We start from the raw sequence: 19,342 nt of genomic DNA, 5'->3' as shown, positions 1-19,342 counted from the left end.
GAGAAGAGAGGCACGATGAGCGCATGAGCGTGGACATCGACATCACCGGTCTGCCCCCCGAGCGCATTCGGTTCAGCCCGTCTCCGCTGGCGGAGCTGGGCGCGATGCTGCACGCCCTGTCCGAGCCCGGCCACCATCCGGGGCTGCACCCCTGGGCCACCGCCACGGCCTCCTCCCTCAAGCCGGATCTCGCCGACCGGCTGACCGAGGCCGACTTCCTGTGGCGCTCCTCGCGCTCGGACATCCTGCTGCCGGCCGTCCCCCGGGCCACGCTCGCCGAGGAGTTGGACGACCTCGACCGGATGGACGACGAGACGTTCACCTCCGCGGCGTTCGAGATCACCTGCACGTCCGGCTACGAGCAGGGCCTGCCCTCCCCGCTGGTCGACGCGGGTCAGCGGGCGCGGGTCCGTGAGCTCTCCGCGGCCCGCGGGCCGCGCCAGGCGGAGTTCACCGACCGCATGCTGGAGAACCCGCGCGCCCTGCGCGCCTGGCTGCGGCGCCTGCTGGAGGACTGCGAGCAGGCATTCTTCGGCGACAACTGGCAGCGCGTCCGGGTCCAACTCGCGGCCGACGCCCGCCACAAGGCGGATCTGCTGCAACGCAAGGGCCTGGCGGAAGCCCTGGCCGCGGTGTCCCCCGCGGTCTCCCTCTCCCAGGGCGAGGACCGGACCCGCATCGTCGTCGACAAGCTGGCGAGCGGCCGGACGACGGCCTACGGGCAAGGGGTCACGTTCCTGCCGACCGCCTTCGGCTGGCCGCACCTGTTCGTCGTGCACCGCTCCGGCTGGCAGCCGGTGATCCAGTACCCCGTGGCCAGCACGGAGCTGCCCCAGCTCACAGCCCCGCAGCTGGTCCAGGAACGCCTGGAGGCCCTCGCCCACCCGGTACGCATGCGCCTGTGCCGCACGCTGGCCCGCGGCCCGCACACCACGGGTGAGCTGGCCGCTGCGTATGGGCTGACACCGCCTGAGGTGTCTCGGCACATAGCGGTATTGAAGAAGGCGGGGTTGCTGAGTACGCGGCGGCGGGGGCGGTATGTGTTGCATCAGCTGGACTTGACGCTGGTCGCTCGACTGGGAAGCGACTTCTTGGAGACGGTTCTCCGCTGATCCGCTGCGCGGGGCTTTGACCGTTGCCAGGTGCGGGTCCGCTGCCGCTGGCGTGGGGTGGTGTCCGCTGCGCGCCAGCGGCAACGGCGCCGCAAAGAGGCAAAGCCTCACGCAGTGAACCTTGTATCGAAGGGCAGCCCTCCGATACCCTCGCGGGAGGCGATCGGAGGGTAACCCTCCGATGTAATTCTTCGCCACGAACCCACTCAGGAGCACCAACCATGAGCAACCGCCTCCTCGAAGGCCGTACAGCGCTCGTCACCGGCGCCAGCCGCGGGATCGGCGCCGCGTGCGCCCTCGCGCTCGGCCACAGCGGAGCGTCCGTCGTCGTCAACTACCTCCGCAACGAGCAGGCGGCGTCGGACGTGGTCCAGCTGATCGAGGCCGAGGGCTCGAAGGCCGTCGCCGTGCAGGGCGACGTCTGTGACCCCGAGGGTGCGATCCACGTGGCGGACCAGGCCGCCGCGATGCTCGGTGACATCGACATCCTCGTGTGCAACGCCGCCGGTCCCGGCGCCGTGACGCACGGGTCGACCATCGAGTCGGCCGCGCAGATCGAGGAGCGCGTACGGACACAGTTACGCGCCACCCTCCAGATGTGCCGCCTGGTCGTGCCCGGCATGCGCGAACGCGGCGCGGGAAGCATCGTGTTCATCGGTTCCACCGAGTCCCGCAGCAGCGCGCCCGCCATCCCCGAGATCGCCATCGCCAAGGCCGCGCAGGACGCGCTGATGCGCTCGCTCGCCGCCGAGGTCGGGCCCTACGGCATCCGCGTGAACACCATCGCCCCCGGCCTCGTCCCCACCGACGGCAGCGCCGAGGCGATGCGGCCGGAGCTCGTCGCGGCCATCGAGAGCAACACCGCCCTGCGCCGGCTCGCACAGCCCGGGGACGTGGGTGACGCGGTCGTGGCGTTCGCCAGCGATCTGACCCGGCACATCACCGGCGCATATGTGCCGGTGGACGGCGGCCAGGCCTCGCACTGACCCGGCTCACCGGGCGCCCACGGCGCCCACCGCACCCACGGTAGAGTCGATGATCGGAGGAAGTCCCTCCGAAGTTCGACCAGGGGGTGCAGGCGCGATGGCCACGGCGCACGGCTCGGAGACGGCACAGCAGAGCGGCCCGCGGTTCCGCGCGGAGGCGCGGCGACGGATCATCGACGCCGCGAAGCAGGTCTTCCAGGAGAAGGGTCCCGAGGCGCCGCTGGAGATGGTGGCCCGGCGCGGCGGCGTCGGCATCGCCACGCTCTACCGGCGCTTCGCCACCCGTGAGGACCTGCTGCGCGAGGTCTGCCTCGACGTCATGCGCGAGGTGACGCACGAGGTGGCCGAGGCCACGGAGCAGGAACCGGACGCCTGGGGAGCGCTGACCCGGGTCCTGCACCACTGCGTCACCACGCACGCGGCCGGAATGCTGCCGGTCGCCGCGGGCCGGTTCGTGAAGACCGACGAGGTCCTGCGCACCAGGACCGAGTACGTGGACGCACTGAACGGCCTGCTCGACCGGGCCCGCGCCGAGGGCTCGCTGCGGGCGGAGGTCAACCACGTCGACATCCTGCTCGTCCTCTCGCTGATCTCCCGGCCGCTGCCGGGCATCGAGGCCGAGCTGGGGCAGCAACTCGCCCACCGGTATCTGCGGCTGCTCATCCAGGGCCTCGCGGCCCCGGAGTCGGGCCGGGCGGCGGGCCCCCGGCTCGACCAGCAGGCGCTGGACGCCCTGTGGAACGGCGGCGACATCGGTGGCGCGACGGAGGACGGCGGGCGCGGCTGAAAAGCGCCCCGGCCTGCGCCGGCCCCGGTACGTGCACCCGCGGTCACGCCCTCACGCCTCCCTGGGAGCGCCCTCCACCGGAGCCGTCACCCACCAGCGCGCCAGCTCGTCGACGCTGCGCAGCAGCTCGCGGCCGCGCCGGGTGAGGCCGTAGCGCACCCGCACCGGCGAGCGTTCGGTGTCGACCATGCGGTCGACCAGCCGCGCGCCCTCCAGACGCCGCAGTACGCGCGTGAGCTGCTTGCGCTCCACTCCCGTGGCGCGGCCCAGCTCCGCGTGCCCGCGGCCCTGCGACCAGAGTTCCACCAGGACCGTCAGGTCCCACTTCCCCGAGATGATGCCGATGACGGCCCGGGCGGACGACACGTCCGGTAAGCCGCCGACGTCCCCGGAGGCCGCCTCCGTCGCGCCGCGCCGCGGCCCCTCGCCGCGCCACGGCGCCTCCCCCGAGGCCCCCGTGCCGGTCATGGTCGCCCCTCCCGTCTCGACAGATTTCTGCGTGATCGAGATTGCCTGTTCGTGTCGCATTCTGATCATTCAACACGTCACGAACGCCCGGTTACCGCTGGCGTCGGTTTTGCCAACTCTTGATGCATCAGCACTGGTCAGAGCCATTTTTCAAGCCAGATCGGCGCAGACTCCCCTTGTTCGGAGGGTTTTCCTCCGATACTGTGAGGGCATGGTTCGGAGGGATGCCCTCCGATCAGTTCGGACTCGTGAATGAGGAAAAGGTCATGGTGGCGTTAGGCACCGGTGTCGTGCGGCGAGAGGTCTTCTCCTGCGTGCGGCCGGTTCGGTTGGATGTCGAGCTGGGCTCGGGCGGGATCCGCGCCCGGCTGGCCGAAGGGCCGGAGCTCGTCGTCGAGGTGCGGCCGGAACCCCGTGGGTACGGGCACGGGGCGTGGCCCGCCGAGCCCGACGGCTCGCCGCGCGGTGACGCCTGGGGCTGGCAGCCCGAATACGACTGGCAGCCGGGCCGGATGCCGCAGGCCCCGTCCGTGCCCGGAGTGCCGCCCGTGCCGTCGCCGTACGGTCATGGGTGGGGCGCGGGTCAGGGTCCGCACGGTCCGATCCCGCCCGGCCACGGCTATGTGCCCGGCTTCGGCACCGTTCCGCCCGGCCACGGCTACGTCCCCGGCCACGGCCTCGTCCCCTCCGCACCCGGAACATCATCCGTACCCGGGACGGCACCCGCCACCGAAGCCGTGCCCGCCGCCGGGGCGCCGGCGTTCACCGACCCCGGTCTCGACGCCATCGAGATCTCCTTCTCCCCCGAGGCCGGGCTGCGCGTCGCGCTCCCCCACGGCCACCCGCTGTGGGCCACCGCGCTCACCGTCGACATCACCGCCCCCGCGCTCTCCCACCCGCACCTGCGCACCGGCAGCGGCTTCGTCTCCGTCACGGGGACCGCCGCCACCGCGCACCTGCGCACCGGGGCCGGCTCCCTCGATCTGCAGCGGGCCGAGGGCGAGGCCGAGCTGGACACCGGCACCGGCAGCGTCTGTGCCGGACGGCTGGCGGGCGCCGCGCGCCTGCGCACCGGCAGTGGTTCCATCGACGTGGGCACGGTCGAGGGCGAGGTCTCCGCGCACACCGGCACCGGGCGGATCTCGGTCGGCTCCCTGGCCGCGGGAAGCCTCGAAGCCGTCACCACCTCCGGAGAGATCCGCGTCGGCGTCTGTGACGGCGTGACCCCCGATGTGGACGCCCATTCCGGGGCCGGCGGGGTGCGCGACGACCTGTCGGACGGCTCCGCGCCGCGGACGGGCGCGCCGCGCGTACGGCTGCGGGCCCGCACCGGCTCCGGCCGGGTCTGGATCACCCGCGCCGTCTGACGCCCCGCAGGTGCCCCTTCCCGACCGCCCCCTCAGGCCTTTCACCAGGGCCGAGAGATCAGGAGTCCTCACGTGAACACAGATGCCGGCCGCCTCCTGGCGGGTCGCACCGCGCTGGTGACCGGCGGCAGCCGCGGGATCGGGGCCGCCACGGCCCGGGCCCTCGGCCGCGCCGGTGCCTCGGTGGCCGTCAACTACCTCCGCAACGAACAGGCCGCCAAGGACGTCGTCCGGGACATCGAGCAGGAGCACTCCAAGGCCGTCGCCGTGCAGGGCGACGTCTGCGACCCGGACGCCGCCGCGGAACTCGTCTGGCAGGCCACCGAGCTGCTCGGCGACATCGACGTCCTCGTGTGCAACGCCATCGGCGGCGGACCGGTCTTCCGCGGCACGGCCCTGGACTCCGGCTTCGAGATCCAGTCCCGGGTGGACGGCCAGCTGCGCGCGACCTTGAACGTGTGCCGGCTGGTCGGCGCGGCCATGCGGCAGCGGCGCGGCGGCAGCATCGTCTTCGTCGGCTCCAGCGAATCCCGCAGCGGCGCGCCCGAGGTGGCGGACATCGCCGTGGCCAAGGCCGCGCAGGACGCCCTGATGCGGGTGCTCGCCGCCGAACTGGGCCCCGACGGCGTGCGGGTGAACACCGTCGCGCCCGGCCTCGTGCCCACCGACGGCAGCGCGCCCACCCGGCGCCTGCCCGTCGTCGCCGCCATCGAGGCCGTCACCCCGCTGCGCCGGATCGCCCAGGCCGAGGACGTGGCCGACGCCATCGTCGCCCTGTCCAGCGATCTGTGCCGGCACATCACCGGCGCCCATCTGCCCGTGGACGGGGGCCAGATCATGCACTGACCCGACCACGGACCATGAACCGCCCCTGTCGTGTGTGCCACCCCCGTGCGCCGCGGCAGGGGCTCCCCCACACCCCTCACCCGACTCACGAAAGCCGACGATCACCGCGACCGAGGGGCCGAGCACCGAGCCGCGATATCGCCATGCCCTTTTCCGGGAAGGAAATTCAAACCATGATGTGAAAACACTGACGCTCTCTTTATGCAGCCGGACGCAGTCCCCACCGGAAGGGGGCAGTCCGTGCCACGTAGGGGCATCATCTCCCCTCTTGCGGCGCCCGTTTGGCATTTGTTTGCATGCTGCACGTGCTCACCGCACCTCACCCCGGTGAGGTGTCATCCGTGCGCTCGTCCCAACGGGTTAAGGAGACAGCCTTGGCGACCATCTGCCGTCCGGCGATCGCGGTTCCGGAAAACGTCATCACCATGGACGAAACTCTCGACATGGCGCGGCGCGTGTATTCCGGGAGCCCGCACCTGCCGCTCGCGCTACGTCTCATCACCAACACCGGCGTACGTAAACGCCACATCGTCCAGCCGCTCGAACGCACCCTTCAGCACCCCGGGTTCGAGATACGCAACAAAATCTACGAACGCGAGGCGAAACGCCGTGTCCCGCCCGTCGTCCAGCAGGCCCTCGCCAATGCCGAGCTGACCGCCCGCGACGTCGACGCGATCATCTATGTGTCGTGCACGGGCTTCATGATGCCCTCGATGACGGCCTGGCTGATCAACTCCATGGGATTCCGCTCCGACACCCGCCAGATCCCGATCGCCCAGCTCGGCTGCGCGGCCGGCGCCGCCGCCATCAACCGCGCGCACGACTTCTGCGTCGCCCATCCGCGCGCGAACGTCCTCATCGTGGCCTGCGAGTTCTGCTCCCTGTGCTACCAGCCGTCGGACGGCGACGTCGGCTCCCTGCTCTCCGACGGCCTGTTCGGCGACGCCGTGGCGGCGACCGTGGTCCGCGGCGAGGGCGGCACCGGCGTGCGGCTGCAGCGCAACGCCGCCTATCTCATCCCGGACACCGAGGACTGGATCTCCTACGACGTGAAGGACACGGGCTTCCATTTCCGGCTCGACAAGCGCGTGCCCGGCACGATGGAGCCGCTCGCCCCCGTCCTCCGCGAGATCTCCGGGCAGCACGGCTGGGACGTACAGGGCCTCGATTTCTACATCATCCACGCGGGCGGCCCGCGCATCCTGGACGACCTCTGCAAATACCTCGGCGTCGCTCCCGAGGAATTCAGGTTCAGCCGGAGCACCCTCACCGAATACGGGAACATCGCCAGCGCCGTGGTCCTGGACTCACTGGCCCGCATGTTCGACGAGAACGAAGTGACGGACGGCGCGCGCGGGATGATCGCCGGCTTCGGTCCCGGCATCACGGCCGAGGTGTCACTGGGCCAATGGACCGCGGGCGGGACGGAATTCGAGTTCGAGGAGGCCTTCTCCGAGGTGGTACCGGCCTGAGCGCCGGGCGTTCCCCTAATTCCGCCGCCGTACCGCCGATATCCGACGGACGACCGCCCGTCCGGCGTGTCCGGTCCGCGATATCCACCGGCGTACGGCCGGCGCGCAAGGACACCACCGCACGGAAAGGCCGCCGCATGTCCCGCATCCTCGCCATCTCCGGGTCCCTGCGCCGGGGCTCGTACAACACCCGTCTGCTCAAGGCCCTGCAGCCGCTGGCCCCCGAGGGCATGGAGCTGGAGATCTTCGACGGGCTCGCCGACGTCCCGGTCTACAACGAGGACCTGGACGTCGACCCGGCGCCGCCGGCCGTGACCCGGCTGCGCGAGGCGATCCGGCAGGCCGACGGCATCGTGATCGCCACCCCCGAGTACAACAACACCATCCCCGGCGTGCTCAAGAACGCCATCGACTGGGCTTCCCGCCCGCACGCCCGGGGCCCGCTCCGCGGCAAGGCCGTCTGTGTCCTCGTCGCCACCCTCGGCCGCCTCAACGGCTTCCGCTGCCTCAGCGACACCAACCGGATCCTGAGCGGCATGGGCAATCTGGTCATCTCCGAGCCGGAGGCCGTGGTCTCCTCCGCGCCCAGCACGCTCGTCGTCGAACCCGACGGTTCGGTGCGGCTCACCGACCCGATGGCCGCCGCGCTCATCACCATCCAGCTCGAAGCACTGGCCGACGCCGTCAAGACGGACGCGGCCGGCCAACTGCGCGACGCGGTGCTGCGCAACCAACCCATGCTGAATCGGGTGCAGTTCTACCCCTTCGTCGTGCGGGCGCTCGGCGAGGGAGCCACCGACGAGGCCATCATCGAGCGCCTCTCCGGGGCCAATATCGACGCCCGGACCGCGACCGCCTGGATCACCGAGGCCCGCGCGGCGTAACGGCACCGCCGACGCCCGCACCCCTCACCCGTCACACCCCCACCACCTTCGAAGGGCTCTTCTCCCATGCCGAACACGGCACAGCTCCCCGGCCTGACCGACCCCGCCGTCCGCACGGTCCTGGACCGGCTGTTCACCGAGGCGTCGGGGGACGACGCCAAGACCCCCCGCGTGGCCGGCACCCTCACCGGCTGGCAGGGCACGCCCTCGGCCGACGAGCTGCGGCAGCTCACCGATCTGGCCGGCGATGCCCTGCTGCCGGTGCCGCCGGAGGTCGGGACGTTCCTCTACCAGCTGGTCCGCGCCACCGGCGCGACCACCGTCGTCGAGTACGGCACCTCCTACGGCATCTCCACCATCCACCTGGCCGCGGCCGTCCGCGACAACGGCGGCGGCAAGGTCTACGGTTCCGAGCTCAGCGAGGCCAAGGCCGCGCTCGCCACCGCGAACATCGCCGAGGCCGGTCTGTCGGAGTACGCGGAGGTCCGCGTCGGCGACGCCCGCGAGACCCTGCCCTCCGTCCCCGGCCCCATCGGTCTGCTCCTCCTCGACGGCTGGACACCGCTGTTCCTCGACGTGCTGCGCCTGCTGGAGCCGAAGCTGACCACCGGCTCGGTCGTCGTCGCCGACGACACGAACCTCTTCCCGGAGAAGCTGAAGGAGTTCTTCGGCCACGTGCGCACCGCCGGGAACGGCTACACCTCCCTGCCGCTGCCCCTCGGCGACGGACTCGAGATCTCCGTCCGTACGCACTGACGGACGGCAGCCGGCCGGAGAGTCCCGCCAACCCCCATCCGCGGAGCTCTCCGGCCCCGCGCCGAACCCACCCACACCACCGCCACGGGGCCCCGATGCGTACCGCCGTCACCGGATCGATCGCCACCGACCACCTGATGACCTTCCCGGGCCGGATCACCGAGCAGCTGCTGCCGGACGCGCTCGCCAGCGTCTCGCTGTCGTTCCTCGTCGACACGCTCGACGTCCGCTACGGCGGGGTCGCCGCCAACATCGCGTACGGGCTGGCCCTGCTGGGCCGCTCCCCCGCGCTCGTCGGCGCCGCGGGCGCCGCCGACTTCGAGGAGTACGGCGCCCGGCTGCGCGCGGTGGGCGTCGACACCGCTTCCGTACGGCTGTCCGCCACCCGGCACACCTCCCGCTTCCTGTGCACCACCGATCTGGACGGCAACCAGATCGCCGCCTTCTACGCGGGCGCGATGACCGAGGCCGCCGACATCGAACTGGCCGCCACCGCCCGCAGGCTGGGCGGCCTGGACATCGTCCTCGTCGGGGCCGACGACCCGCGCGCCATGCTGCGGCACACCCGCGCCTGCCGCGCGCTGGGCATCGGCCACGCCGCCGACCCCTCCCAGCAGCTCGCCCGCCTCGACGGCCAAGAGGTCCGTGAACTGATCGACGGCGCGACCTATTTGTTCACCAACGCCTACGAACACGCCCTGCTGCTGGAGAAGTCCGGCTGGACCCACGACCAGGTCCTCGGCCGCGTCGGCACCTGGATCACCACCCTCGGCGAGCAGGGCAGCCGCGTCGAGCGCCCCGGCGAGGCGGCGGTCACGATCGCGGCCGTGCCGGCCGGGCACGTCGCCGACCCGACCGGTGCGGGCGACGCCTACCGCGCCGGATTCCTCGCGGCCCTGGCCACCGGCGGCGATCCCGTACGGGCCGCGCGGGCCGGATCCGCGCTGGCGTCCCTCGCCCTGACCGAGGTGGGGACGCAGACCTACGCGTTCGACCCGGCCCGCTGCGCGGACGCCCTCACCGCCGCCTACGGGCCGCTGACCGCCGCGACCGTGCTCGCCGCCCTGACCGGCCGCTGACCACGGGGCACGCGCGCCGCACCCCCGACAGACCAGGAGAGACACCCCCGATGAACACCCCGCACGACGACGTCGCGTACGACGTCCACAACGTCCACGAAACGGACCTGTCCGTCGCGGCCCACAAGGCACGGGACATCGCCGCGGCCCACGCCGAGGCCGCAGACACCGAGCGCGAACTGCGGCCGGAGGTCCTGCGCGCCCTCGTGACGGCCGGCTTCCCCCGGCACTTCGTGCCGCGCCGGTGGGGCGGCGGCGGGGGCGGGTTCCTGGAGATCACCGACGCGATCATGACGGTGGCGGAGGGCTGCGCCTCCGCCGGCTGGTGCGCCTCGATCCTCGCCTACGGAAGCCGGGTCGCCGCCTTCCTGCCCGAGGAGGGACAGCGCGATCTGTGGTCGGGCGGCCCGGACACCGTCATCGCGTCGTCCATGCTGCCCGTGGGCCGCCCCGAGGCCGCCACCGGCGGCTGGCGGCTGTCCGGGCGCTGGCCGTACACCAGCGCGGCCGGTCACGCCGAGTGGGCCCTGGTGGCGGGCCCGGCCGGGCCCCCGGAGCCGGACGGCACCCCCCGGAACCTGTTCTTCGCGCTGCCGCGCGAGGCGTTCACCGTCGAGACCACGTGGGACACGCTCGGCATGCGCGGCACCGGCAGCCACACGCTCGTCGCGGACGACGTCTTCGTGCCCGACCACCGCACCTTCCCCATGAGCGACGTCAGCACCAAGTCCCTGGACGGCCGTCCCGTCGTCCCGCTGCGCTCCATCGCGGGAATGACGTTCGCGCCGCCCGTACTCGGGGCCGCGCAGGGCGCGATGGAGATCGCCGGCCGGCAACTCCTCGGCGAGGACGACACGGTGACGCCCGACCGGCTCGGCCTGGTGCGCGCCGCGGGCGACGTGGAGCTGGCCCGGCTGCTGGTGGAGCGGGTCGCCCGGGACGCGGACGGCACGGCGGCCGTACCGCGCCCCGACTGGCCGTCCTGGTCGCCGTGGGACTGCGCCCGGGCGGCGGAACTCGCGACGGAGGCCGTCGACCGCCTCATGTCCGCCGCCGGTACCCGCGGCTTCTCGCAGAGCCATCCCTTCCAGCGCGCCTGGCGGGACGTCCACACCGCCGCCAGCCACGTCCGTCTGCGACCCGAACCGGCGGCGGCCGCGTGGCTCTCCGGGATGCGGGTTGCCTATCGGCTCTGAGGCTACGAGGAGCGCACCTCCGCTGCGCGGCGGTGTCCTCAATCGCCGGACGGGCTGATTTCAGCCCGTCCGGCGATTGAGGACGCGCCCGCAGGGCGCCCGCCGCCGCAGGCGGCAAGACGGCCCGCAGTCGGCACGACTAGGCGGTGCCCCCACCAGCCCGTACGAGACCGCTCTCGTACGCCAGCACCACCACCTGCACCCGGTCCCGCAGCCCCAGCTTCGTGAGGATGCGGCCCACGTGCGTCTTCACCGTCGCCTCGGAGAGCACCAGCCGCGCCGCGATCTCGCCGTTGGACAGCCCCTGGGCCACCAGCAGCATCACTTCGCGCTCACGGCCCGTCAGCCGGTCCAGCTCCGCGCTCGACGGCTCGCCCGCCGCGCTCGGCAGCATCGGCGTGAAGCGGTCCAGCAGCCGTCGCGTGGTGCTGGGCGCGACGACCGCGTCCCCGCTGTGCACCGCGCGGATCGCGCCCAGCAGCTCGGCCGGCGGCACGTCCTTGAGCATGAAGCCGCTGGCGCCGACCTTGAGCGCGGAGAAGGCGTACTCGTCGAGGTCGAAGGTGGTCAGGATCAGCACCTTCGGCGCTCCCTCCTGCCCGCAGATCCGGCGGGTCGCCTCCACCCCGTCCATCCGCGGCATACGCACGTCCATCAGCACCACGTCGACGTCGGTCCCGCGCAGCACCTCCAGGGCCTCGGCGCCGTCCCCGGCCTCGGCGACGACGTCCATGTCCGGCTGGGCTGCCAGCACCATGCGGAATCCGGTGCGCAGCAGCACCTGATCGTCGACGAGCATCACGCGGATCGACATGCGGGGGTCCCTTTCCTCGGCGCGCGTACGAGCGGCACGCGCGTCCTTCCATACTCCGTGAACGAATGCGGCCGTGATCAGCGGCCCGCCCTGATCGGCAGCAGCACGCTGATCCGGAAGCCGCCGCCCGCCCGGGGGCCCGCGTCGAGCGTGCCCCCGACCATGCCCACGCGCTCGCGCATGCCGATCATCCCGTGCCCCATGCCGTCCGCACCGCCCTCCTCGTACAGCTCGTGCTGCGCGCCGCGGCCGTCGTCCTCGACGAGCAGGCCCAACCCGTCGTCGAAGTAGGTGAGCCGCACGCTCGCGGCCGCGTCGGGACCGCCGTGCTTACGGGTGTTGGTGAGGGCTTCCTGCACGATGCGGTACGCGGTGAGCTCCACGCCGCTGGGCAGCGGCCGGGGCGAGCCCTCGATGCGGAAGTCCACCGGCAGGCCCGCGTTGCGCACCTGCTCGACGAGGTCGCCGATCTGCTCCACGTCCGGCTGCGGGACGTACTCGCCGCCCTCGCCGCCCTCGTCGGTGCGCAGCACGCCCAGCAGCCGGCGCATCTCGGCCAGGGCCTGGCGGCCGGTGCCGGAGATCGTCTCCAGTGCCTGCTTGGCCTGCTCCGGCGAGGCGTCCAGGACGTAGGCGGCGCCGTCCGCCTGGACGACCATGACCGAGACGTTGTGCGCCACGACGTCGTGCAGCTCGCGGGCGATCCGCGCCCGCTCGGCGACCACGGCCATCCGCGACTGCTGCTCGCGCTCCTTCTCCAGGCGCGCGGCGCGCTCCTCGAGCTGGGCCCAGTAGGCGCGGCGGGTGCGGATCGAGTCGCCCAGCACCCAGGCGAGGACGAAGGGAACGGTGAGGAACACCGTCTGGATGACCTCGCTCGACAGGCTCCCCTCGTAGGTGCTCCAGCGGATCGTGGCGAGCGCGGGGGCGACGAGTGCGCCGATCAGGGCGTACCGGGACGCCCAGCGGGTGTTGCCGGACGCGACCGTGTAGATGATCACGAGCATGGCGAAGTCGGCCGGGTTCTGGGAGACGTCCAGGGCGAGCTGGGCCACCCCGGCGGCCGTCGCCAGGAGGAGCATCTTCTCCGGCGCGCGGCGGCGCAGCGCGATCACGAGGCACAGCGCGGCGTAGATGAGGATCTCCGCGATCACGGGGCCCCCGCCCGGCCCGCCCGACGAGGACGAGATCGCGATCAGGCCGAGCAGCAGGACGGCCCAGAAGCTGTCCACACCCGTCGGGTGCCTGCGGAGGAAGTCGTAGAGGCGCTGCACGTCACCCAGCGTAGGCACGCGGAGTACGTGCCGGGGTCAACCGGACGATCGATCCCTGTACGTCCCGCCTACTCCGCAAGGTGGAGGCGAGGTGACCGCCGAGGGCGCATAGCGTGTGCGTATGGCACAGGGAACGAGAACCTGGCGGACGGCGGCGGAGACCGCCCTGTACGGGCCCGACGGCTTCTACCGGCGCCCCGAGGGCCCCGCCGGGCACTTCCGTACCTCCGTCCACGCCTCGCCGCTCTACGCGGGGGCCGTCGCCCGGCTGCTGGGCCGGGTCGACGCGGCGCTCGGGCATCCGGCGGAGCTGGCGCTGACCGATGTCGGGGCCGGGCGCGGCGAGCTGCTCACCGGGGTGCTGGCGCAGGTGCCGCCGGAACTCGCGGCGCGGCTGCGCCCGTACGCCGTCGAACGGGCGGCGCGGCCGCCGGGGCTCGACGAGCGGATCACCTGGCTGAGTGACCTGCCGGAGGGCGTGGAGGGCCTGCTGTTCGCCAACGAGTGGCTGGACAACGTGCCGCTCGACGTCGCCGAGGCGGACGCGGAGGGCACGCCGCGCCAGGTGCTCGTGCAGCCGGACGGCGAGGAGCTGCTCGGCGACCCCGTCGAGGGCGAGGACGCCGCCTGGCTCGCCCGCTGGTGGCCGCTGGAGGGCGCGCCCCCCGGCTCCCGCGCGGAGATCGGCCACCCGCGCGACGCCGCCTGGGCACGGGCGGTCCGCAGCCTGCGGGCCGGGCTGGCGGTGGCGGTGGACTACACGCACGGCCGGGACCACCGGCCGCCCTTCGGCACCCTGACGGGCTTCCGCGAGGGCCGCGAGGTGCGGCCGGTGCCGGACGGCTCGTGCGACATCACCGCGCACGTCGCACTGGACGCCTGCGCGGGTGAGGACGGCACGCTGCTGACCCAGCGCCAGGCCCTGACGGCGCTCGGCGTCGACGGCCGCAGGCCGCCGCTGGCGCTCGCCTCCACCGACCCGGCGGCGTACGTCCGGGCGCTGGGCGCGGCGGGCGAGGCGGCGGAGCTGGTGGCCCCGGCGGGGCTGGGCGCCTTCGGCTGGCTGCTGCACCCGGTGGGCGGAGCCTGCGCGGGGCTGCCGGCGGAGCTGGCGGCGGGGTGAGCGACGGGGGTGTGCGGCGGGGTGTGCGGGCCGCCCCGGGCGCCCCGGACCGCCGCACGCGCGCGTGACTGACAAACTACTCCCCATGGCCCCAACCTCTGAGACCACAGTCGGCATCGGCGGCGCGGCGGAAAGCACCGACATGGTGCTCAACATCGGCCCGCAGCACCCGTCCACGCACGGCGTGCTGCGGCTGCGGCTCGTCCTCGACGGGGAGCGGATCCAGCACGCCGAGCCGGTCATCGGCTATATGCACCGGGGCGCGGAGAAGCTGTTCGAGGCGCGCGACTACCGGCAGATCATCATGCTGGCCAACCGCCACGACTGGCTGTCCGCCTTCTCCAACGAGCTGGGGGTCGTCCTCGCCGTCGAGCGGATGCTCGGCATGGAGGTGCCCGAGCGGGCCGTGTGGACGCGCACGCTGCTCGCCGAGCTGAACCGGGTCCTCAACCATCTGATGTTCCTCGGCTCCTACCCCCTGGAGCTGGGCGGCATCACGCCCGTCTTCCACGCCTTCCGCGAGCGCGAGGAGCTCCAGACGGTGATGGAGGAGGTCTCGGGCGGCCGGATGCACTACATGTTCAACCGCGTCGGCGGTCTGAAGGAGGACCTGCCCGCGGGCTGGCTCGGCCGGGCCCGGCACGCGGTCGCCGAGGTCCGCTCGCGGATGGACGTCTACGACCGGCTGGTGCTCGGCAACGAGATCTTCCGGGCCCGTACCCGCGGTGTCGGTGTCCTGTCGCGCGAGGCCGTGCACGCGTACGGGGTCAGCGGGCCCATCGCCCGCGCCTCCGGTGTGGACTTCGATCTGCGGCGCGACGAGCCGTACCTCGCGTACGGGGAGCTCCAGGACACGCTGAAGGTCGTCACGCGCCAGGACGGCGACTGCCTGGCCCGCTTCGAGTGCCTGCTGGAGCAGACCCACAATTCTCTGGACCTGGCGGACGCGTGCCTGGACCGGATGGAGGGGCTGCCGCCGGGCCCGATCAACCAGCGGCTGCCCAAGGTGCTCAAGGCGCCGGAGGGCTCGACCTACGCGTGGACCGAGAACCCGCTCGGGCTCAACGGCTACTACCTGGTGTCCAAGGGCGAGAAGACGCCGTACCGGCTCAAGCTGCGCTCGGCCTCGTTCAACAACATCCAGGCGCTGGTGGAGCTGCTGCCGGGCACGCTGGTCGCCGACATGGTCGCGATCCTGGGCTCGCTGTTCTTCGTGGTGGGCGACATCGATAAGTAGCGAAAAGAAGGGCGGGGGCCTCTGACGTGCCGTTCGGCACGTCAGAGGCCCCCGCCCTTCTTTTCCGTCGCTCGCGCCGCCGTCAGATCGCGCTGCGCAGCCCGGCGACGTCGATCTGCTCGGTCTCGTCGTGCGCCGTCAGATCGATGACCGAACCGTCGGCCGCGGTCCGCGGCTCGCCGTCCTCGGTCTCGTCCTCGGCCTCGGCGTCGGCGGGGTCGGGGTCGGAGTTGGAGTTGGAGTCGGTTTCGGTGTTTTCGATGTCGGTATCGGTGTCGAGATCGGGCACGGCCGTGGCCTCGGCCGCCTGGGCGCGCTCCCGCTCGGCGAGGGCCTCCTCGCCGACGACGTCCGCGAGGTCCTCCTCCTCGACGGGGCGCGCCGGCAGGGCCGGCATCCCCTGGGTGCCGAAGAAGTCGAAGCCGCCTTGCGCCCGGGACGCGGTGCGCGCGGGCGCCTGGGGCAGTACGGCCGCCGCGGCGGGCACCGTGCGCTGGTCGCGCACGACACCGCCCGTGCCGGGCCTGGGAGCGGGCATGAGGCCGGGCGTGCCGGGCCCCGGCTTCCCCGGACCACCCGGCTTCCGCCCGGGCTGGGGGGCCTTGACCGCCTTGGGGTCGGCGGCGTTCGCCGGCTTCTCGGCCTTCTCCAGGGCCTTGGGCGCGGGAACCGCGGCCGCGGGCACGTCCGGGGTCTCGGCGGCGGCCCGCTGCGCGGCACCGTTGCGCTCCAGGTTGCGCAGCGCGTCGGCGGCCTTGATGTAGGCGGCGGCAGCGTTCTGCCGGGCCGACGCCGCGGCCTCCAGCTCCTTGGCGGCCGGCGCGGCCGAGCCCTTGGTGAGCAGCCGCTGGCGCTCCAGGACCCCGGCCCGCTCGGTCTCGGCGGTGGCGTACCGGCGCAGCAGGTCCGCGTGCTCGGTGCGCAGCCGGGCCAGCTCGGACCGCTTGGCGCGGAGCTTGGTCTCCAGCCTGGTGCGCAGGAGGCGCGACTCCTCGAGATCCGTCTCCAGCTCGGCTATGCGCTCCTCGGTCTTCCACTCGTCGCGCACCCGGGCCGCGGTGAGCTGGGCGACGCGCTTGCCGGCGGAACGGTCCCAGCGGCGCATCAGTACGGCGCCGACCACAGAGGCGGCGGCCGCGGCCGCCGCGAGACTGCGGATGAGGACCGTTTCTCCGACCACCCAGGCACCGGCGGCGCAGGCGACCGATGTCGCGGCGACCGTCGATGAGGGAAGGAGCCTGTGCAGGGGCGGCGAATGGCGGTGGCGTCCTCGTGGCATGGCCTGAAACTTACCGTGCGACGCCCGAAGAGTGTGACCCCACCACCAAACTCTTCCCTTGATCTTACTTCGCCCCTCCTTCCCGGCTACTTCGTGAGCAGGCCCTTGTCCTTGAGGTAGCGCGCGGCGACATCCGCGGGCTTCAGGCGCTCCGCGTCGACCTTCTTGTTGAGTTCGGTGAGATCGGCCGTGGTCAGCACCCTGCTGAGCTTCCCGAGCGCGTCCGCGATCTTCTGCGAACCGGCCTTCTCCGCATTCACCACCGGCAGTACGTTGTCGGCGTTCTGGAGCTTCTTGTCGTCCTCGAGGAGAACAAGGCCGAACTGTTCGAGGGTGGCGTCCGTGGTGGTGGTGAGGACCATCTGGTCCTTGCCGTCCTTGACCGCCTGCTTGGCCTGGGTGCTGCCGACCTCCAGCGGGTCGATACCGGTGACGTCGATGCCGTAGGTCTTCTCCAGACCCGGCTGGCAGAAGGGCCGCTGCGCGCATTCGTCGCCCGCCGCGAGCTTGATCTTCTGCTTCGATTTCCCCAGGTCGGAAAGGGTCTTGAGGTCGTGCTTCGCGGCAAAGTCCCGGCTCACGGCGAAGGCGTTCTGATCGACCGCCCGGCCGGGGTCGAGCACCTTCAGTCCGCGCGGCTCGGCGAGTTTCCGAAGAGCCTTCACGGTGGCGTCGGCATCGGCCGAGGCGACCGGGGCGGCGTCCTTACCGTTCTGCTTCTTGTTCAGGAATTCGGCGAGCGTCGCCGCATACTCCGGGACCACGTCGATCTGGCCCTTCTCCAGGGCCGGTTCATACAGCTCGCGGGCGTCGACCGTCTTGATCCGCGTCGAATATCCGGCGTCCTTGAGCAGCCCCGCGTATATCTCCGCGAGCAGCTTGGACGCGGTGAAGGACGCGGATCCGATCACCAGTGAGCCCTGGCCCGGCTTGGCCGAACCACCACCCCCGCCGGACTTCTCCAGACTGTCGCCGCCACAGGCGGCCAGGCCCGCGGCCAGGGCGGTGGCACCGGCCACGGCCAGCAGGGCACGGGTGGTCCGCGCGGGGCGCGAGGTCCAGCTCATGGGGCACTCCATCCACTTCGGCCGAACGTCCACCGGGGCGGACGCGCGGGTGATCAGACGTCAGAACGGCAGCATCGCAGGGGCGCGGCGCCGTGTCAGGCGGGATTCCCCACCGGGGCCGGCCCCTCGGCGGGGGCCGCCGGGCCGTGGCCGCCGGTCTTCCGGTCCGCTATGCGCGTACGGCGGCGGCGCGGGTCCAGCAGCCGCTCCACGGCCACGAACGCCCCCTCCACCAGCAGGGCGAGCGCGGCCACCAGCAGCGCCCCGGACACCACCTGCGCGGTGTCGGTGAGCCGGAAACCGGCGGTGATGATCCGGCCGAGACCACCGCCGCCGGGCAGCGCGGCCAGCGTGGTGGTGGCCACGACCTGTACGGCCGCGGTCCGGACACCGGTGAGGATCAGCGGGAAGGCGAGCGGCAGCTCGACCCGGCCGATCAGCTGGCGGCCCGTCATGCCCATTCCGCGCGCCGCCTCGACCACGTCCCGGTCGACCTCGCGCATGCCCACGTACGCGTTGGTCAGCAGCGGCGGGATGGCGAACAGCACCAGCGCGATGATCGTGGGCCATGACCCGTGCGTACCGAGCGGGCTGAGGAGCAGCAGCACCAGCACCGCGAAGGTGGGAACCGCGCGGCCCGCGTTGGAGATGTTCACCGCGAGCGCGCCGCCCTTGCCCACATGGCCCAGCAGCACGGCGACGGGCAGGGCGATGGCGCAGGAGATCGCCAGGCACACCACGGTCAGGAACAGATGCTCGCCGAAGCGGTGCCAGACGCCGTCCGCGCCGGACCAGTGCGTGCCGGTGGACAGCCACGTCCAGGTGTTCGCGATGACACTCATCAGGCCGCCGCCTTCTTCCGCTTACCGGCCCGCGCCCAGGGCGTCAGCAGCCGCTGCACGAGCAGCAGGGCGAGGTCCGCGAGGACCGCGAGGGCCACGCACAGCGCCGATGCGGTGAGCACCTGCGCCTTGAAGAAGCTGTGCATGCCCTCGTAGATGAGATTGCCCAGACCGCCGTAGCCGATGATCGCGCCGACGGTGGTCAGCGAGACCGTGGAGACCGTGGTGATCCGCAGACCCGCCATCAGGGCGGGCAGCGCGAGGGGGAGCTCGACCCCGAACAGCAGCCGCACCGGCCCGTATCCCATGCCGCGGGCGGCCTCCCGGGCCTCCTCCGGCACCGAGGCGAGCCCGGCCAGGATGTTCCGCACGAGGATCGTCAGCGAATAGAGCACCAGGCCCGTCACCACGACCGCCACCGACAGCCCGAAGACCGGCACCAGCAGCGAGAACATCGCCAGCGAGGGGACGGTGTAGAGAATCGTGGTCAGCCCGAGCACCGGCCCCGCCACGCCACGCCATCTGCGGGCCAGCAGGGCCAGCGGAAAGGCGACGAGCAGCCCGATGGCGACCGACGCGAGCGTGATCCCGACATGCTGGAGAGTGGCGTCGGTCAACTCCTGACCACGGGTGCGCACATATTCGCCGCAGATCCACTCATTGGTGATCAGACAGTTCTGCCCCGCCATCCGCCCTCACCTCCCCCTGGCCCTTGACACTCGGTTACTGGCGACCCTAACCCCGCGCACTGAC

19 protein-coding genes are annotated in these 19,342 nt (G+C 72.3%); 12 read left to right on the top strand and 7 right to left on the bottom strand.

Translation table 11 applies throughout. The features are described from left to right. Nucleotides 1-23 precede the first annotated feature (23 nt). The 3 genes from AB8O64_RS20290 to AB8O64_RS20280 all read left to right on the top strand — a co-directional run bounded on the left by AB8O64_RS20290 (nt 24) and on the right by AB8O64_RS20280 (nt 2,885). The gene (locus AB8O64_RS20290) at nt 24-1,112 is read left to right on the top strand and encodes a DUF5937 family protein (RefSeq protein WP_370420475.1); all 1,089 of its coding nucleotides are present in this window, start codon (nt 24-26) and stop codon (nt 1,110-1,112) included. 221 nt (nt 1,113-1,333) lie between these two features. Then, nucleotides 1,334-2,098, top strand: coding sequence for an SDR family NAD(P)-dependent oxidoreductase (locus AB8O64_RS20285; protein WP_130878282.1), 765 nt, complete (start codon nt 1,334-1,336; stop codon nt 2,096-2,098). A gap of 97 nt (nt 2,099-2,195) precedes the next feature. Then, nucleotides 2,196-2,885, top strand: a complete 690-nt coding sequence (locus tag AB8O64_RS20280; RefSeq protein WP_370420473.1) for a TetR/AcrR family transcriptional regulator — start codon at nt 2,196-2,198, stop codon at nt 2,883-2,885. A 51-nt stretch (nt 2,886-2,936) separates the two neighbouring features. Here the strand turns inward: AB8O64_RS20280 and AB8O64_RS20275 are convergent, their stop codons facing one another. Further along, nucleotides 2,937-3,353, bottom strand: coding sequence for a winged helix-turn-helix transcriptional regulator (locus AB8O64_RS20275; RefSeq protein ID WP_370420472.1), 417 nt, complete (start codon nt 3,351-3,353; stop codon nt 2,937-2,939). A 266-nt stretch (nt 3,354-3,619) separates the two neighbouring features. Here AB8O64_RS20275 and AB8O64_RS20270 point away from each other — a divergent pair, with 266 nt between their 5' ends. The 7 genes from AB8O64_RS20270 (at nt 3,620) to AB8O64_RS20240 (ending at nt 10,953) form a co-directional block, all read left to right on the top strand. Next, nucleotides 3,620-4,720 carry a DUF4097 domain-containing protein gene (locus tag AB8O64_RS20270; protein WP_370420471.1) on the top strand — a complete coding sequence of 367 codons (1,101 nt, stop codon included), beginning with the start codon at nt 3,620-3,622 and terminating at the stop codon, nt 4,718-4,720. 72 nt (nt 4,721-4,792) lie between these two features. Further along, on the top strand, nt 4,793-5,566 hold the full coding sequence (locus AB8O64_RS20265) for an SDR family NAD(P)-dependent oxidoreductase (RefSeq protein WP_370420469.1): 774 nt from the start codon (nt 4,793-4,795) through the stop codon (nt 5,564-5,566). Nucleotides 5,567-5,862: 296 nt separating this feature from the next. Beyond that, nucleotides 5,863-7,038, top strand: coding sequence for a type III polyketide synthase (locus AB8O64_RS20260; protein ID WP_356458311.1), 1,176 nt, complete (start codon nt 5,863-5,865; stop codon nt 7,036-7,038). Nucleotides 7,039-7,175: 137 nt separating this feature from the next. Next, nucleotides 7,176-7,922 carry an NADPH-dependent FMN reductase gene (locus tag AB8O64_RS20255; protein ID WP_356458309.1) on the top strand — a complete coding sequence of 249 codons (747 nt, stop codon included), beginning with the start codon at nt 7,176-7,178 and terminating at the stop codon, nt 7,920-7,922. A 66-nt stretch (nt 7,923-7,988) separates the two neighbouring features. Then, nucleotides 7,989-8,678, top strand: coding sequence for an O-methyltransferase (locus AB8O64_RS20250; protein WP_370420467.1), 690 nt, complete (start codon nt 7,989-7,991; stop codon nt 8,676-8,678). 95 nt (nt 8,679-8,773) lie between these two features. Then, entirely contained in the window at nt 8,774-9,757 is a 984-nt protein-coding gene (locus AB8O64_RS20245) for a carbohydrate kinase family protein (protein WP_370420466.1), read from the top strand. 50 nt (nt 9,758-9,807) lie between these two features. After that, nucleotides 9,808-10,953, top strand: coding sequence for an acyl-CoA dehydrogenase family protein (locus AB8O64_RS20240; protein WP_370420464.1), 1,146 nt, complete (start codon nt 9,808-9,810; stop codon nt 10,951-10,953). Between the two features lie 139 nt (nt 10,954-11,092). Here AB8O64_RS20240 and AB8O64_RS20235 read toward each other — a convergent pair whose 3' ends face one another. After that, the gene (locus AB8O64_RS20235) at nt 11,093-11,767 is read right to left on the bottom strand and encodes a response regulator (protein ID WP_370420462.1); all 675 of its coding nucleotides are present in this window, start codon (nt 11,765-11,767) and stop codon (nt 11,093-11,095) included. 77 nt (nt 11,768-11,844) lie between these two features. After that, nucleotides 11,845-13,041, bottom strand: coding sequence for a sensor histidine kinase (locus tag AB8O64_RS20230; RefSeq protein ID WP_370420460.1), 1,197 nt, complete (start codon nt 13,039-13,041; stop codon nt 11,845-11,847). A 121-nt stretch (nt 13,042-13,162) separates the two neighbouring features. On the opposite strand from AB8O64_RS20230, the gene AB8O64_RS20225 reads away from it, so the two are divergent. Both AB8O64_RS20225 and AB8O64_RS20220 read left to right on the top strand, forming a co-directional pair. Continuing rightward, entirely contained in the window at nt 13,163-14,164 is a 1,002-nt protein-coding gene (locus AB8O64_RS20225) for an SAM-dependent methyltransferase (RefSeq protein ID WP_370420459.1), read from the top strand. 85 nt (nt 14,165-14,249) lie between these two features. Continuing rightward, nucleotides 14,250-15,401: an NADH-quinone oxidoreductase subunit D gene (locus AB8O64_RS20220; RefSeq protein WP_130878294.1), complete on the top strand. Its 1,152-nt coding sequence runs from the start codon at nt 14,250-14,252 to the stop codon at nt 15,399-15,401. Between the two features lie 82 nt (nt 15,402-15,483). On the opposite strand, the gene AB8O64_RS20215 is transcribed toward AB8O64_RS20220, so the two are convergent. The 4 genes from AB8O64_RS20215 to AB8O64_RS20200 form a co-directional block, all read right to left on the bottom strand. Further along, nucleotides 15,484-16,581 carry a hypothetical protein gene (locus AB8O64_RS20215; protein ID WP_370420458.1) on the bottom strand — a complete coding sequence of 366 codons (1,098 nt, stop codon included), beginning with the start codon at nt 16,579-16,581 and terminating at the stop codon, nt 15,484-15,486. 185 nt (nt 16,582-16,766) lie between these two features. Next, the gene (locus AB8O64_RS20210; protein ID WP_370420456.1) at nt 16,767-17,747 is read right to left on the bottom strand and encodes an ABC transporter substrate-binding protein; all 981 of its coding nucleotides are present in this window, start codon (nt 17,745-17,747) and stop codon (nt 16,767-16,769) included. Between the two features lie 95 nt (nt 17,748-17,842). After that, the gene (locus AB8O64_RS20205) at nt 17,843-18,589 is read right to left on the bottom strand and encodes an ABC transporter permease (RefSeq protein ID WP_370420454.1); all 747 of its coding nucleotides are present in this window, start codon (nt 18,587-18,589) and stop codon (nt 17,843-17,845) included. After that, a complete protein-coding gene (locus AB8O64_RS20200) occupies nt 18,589-19,278 on the bottom strand; it encodes an ABC transporter permease (RefSeq protein ID WP_209516008.1) in 690 nt (229 codons plus the stop codon). Before AB8O64_RS20200 ends, AB8O64_RS20205 begins: the two co-directional genes overlap by 1 nt. Between the last annotated feature and the right edge of the window lie 64 nt (nt 19,279-19,342).

The sequence above is a fragment of the Streptomyces sp. QH1-20 genome, assembly GCF_041283565.1.
Lineage (GTDB): Bacteria > Actinomycetota > Actinomycetes > Streptomycetales > Streptomycetaceae > Streptomyces > Streptomyces syringius.
The sequence above is the reverse complement of the archived record's forward strand: the minus strand, read 5'-3'. Positions and strand labels throughout refer to the sequence as shown.

Excerpts from the sequence above, each read along its gene's own strand:
- AB8O64_RS20220 (WP_130878294.1), top strand. The coding sequence starts at position 14,250 with ATGGCCCCAACCTCTGAGACCACAGTCGGCATCGGCGGCGCGGCGGAA.
- AB8O64_RS20225 (WP_370420459.1), top strand. The coding sequence starts at position 13,163 with ATGGCACAGGGAACGAGAACCTGGCGGACGGCGGCGGAGACCGCCCTG.
- AB8O64_RS20260 (WP_356458311.1), top strand. The coding sequence starts at position 5,863 with ATGCTGCACGTGCTCACCGCACCTCACCCCGGTGAGGTGTCATCCGTG.
- AB8O64_RS20235 (WP_370420462.1), bottom strand. The coding sequence starts at position 11,767 with ATGTCGATCCGCGTGATGCTCGTCGACGATCAGGTGCTGCTGCGCACC.
- AB8O64_RS20200 (WP_209516008.1), bottom strand. The coding sequence starts at position 19,278 with ATGGCGGGGCAGAACTGTCTGATCACCAATGAGTGGATCTGCGGCGAA.
- AB8O64_RS20240 (WP_370420464.1), top strand. The coding sequence starts at position 9,808 with ATGAACACCCCGCACGACGACGTCGCGTACGACGTCCACAACGTCCAC.
- AB8O64_RS20285 (WP_130878282.1), top strand. The coding sequence starts at position 1,334 with ATGAGCAACCGCCTCCTCGAAGGCCGTACAGCGCTCGTCACCGGCGCC.
- AB8O64_RS20250 (WP_370420467.1), top strand. The coding sequence starts at position 7,989 with ATGCCGAACACGGCACAGCTCCCCGGCCTGACCGACCCCGCCGTCCGC.
- AB8O64_RS20205 (WP_370420454.1), bottom strand. The coding sequence starts at position 18,589 with ATGAGTGTCATCGCGAACACCTGGACGTGGCTGTCCACCGGCACGCAC.
- AB8O64_RS20270 (WP_370420471.1), top strand. The coding sequence starts at position 3,620 with ATGGTGGCGTTAGGCACCGGTGTCGTGCGGCGAGAGGTCTTCTCCTGC.
- AB8O64_RS20275 (WP_370420472.1), bottom strand. The coding sequence starts at position 3,353 with ATGACCGGCACGGGGGCCTCGGGGGAGGCGCCGTGGCGCGGCGAGGGG.
- AB8O64_RS20280 (WP_370420473.1), top strand. The coding sequence starts at position 2,196 with ATGGCCACGGCGCACGGCTCGGAGACGGCACAGCAGAGCGGCCCGCGG.
- AB8O64_RS20255 (WP_356458309.1), top strand. The coding sequence starts at position 7,176 with ATGTCCCGCATCCTCGCCATCTCCGGGTCCCTGCGCCGGGGCTCGTAC.
- AB8O64_RS20290 (WP_370420475.1), top strand. The coding sequence starts at position 24 with ATGAGCGTGGACATCGACATCACCGGTCTGCCCCCCGAGCGCATTCGG.
- AB8O64_RS20245 (WP_370420466.1), top strand. The coding sequence starts at position 8,774 with ATGCGTACCGCCGTCACCGGATCGATCGCCACCGACCACCTGATGACC.
- AB8O64_RS20210 (WP_370420456.1), bottom strand. The coding sequence starts at position 17,747 with ATGAGCTGGACCTCGCGCCCCGCGCGGACCACCCGTGCCCTGCTGGCC.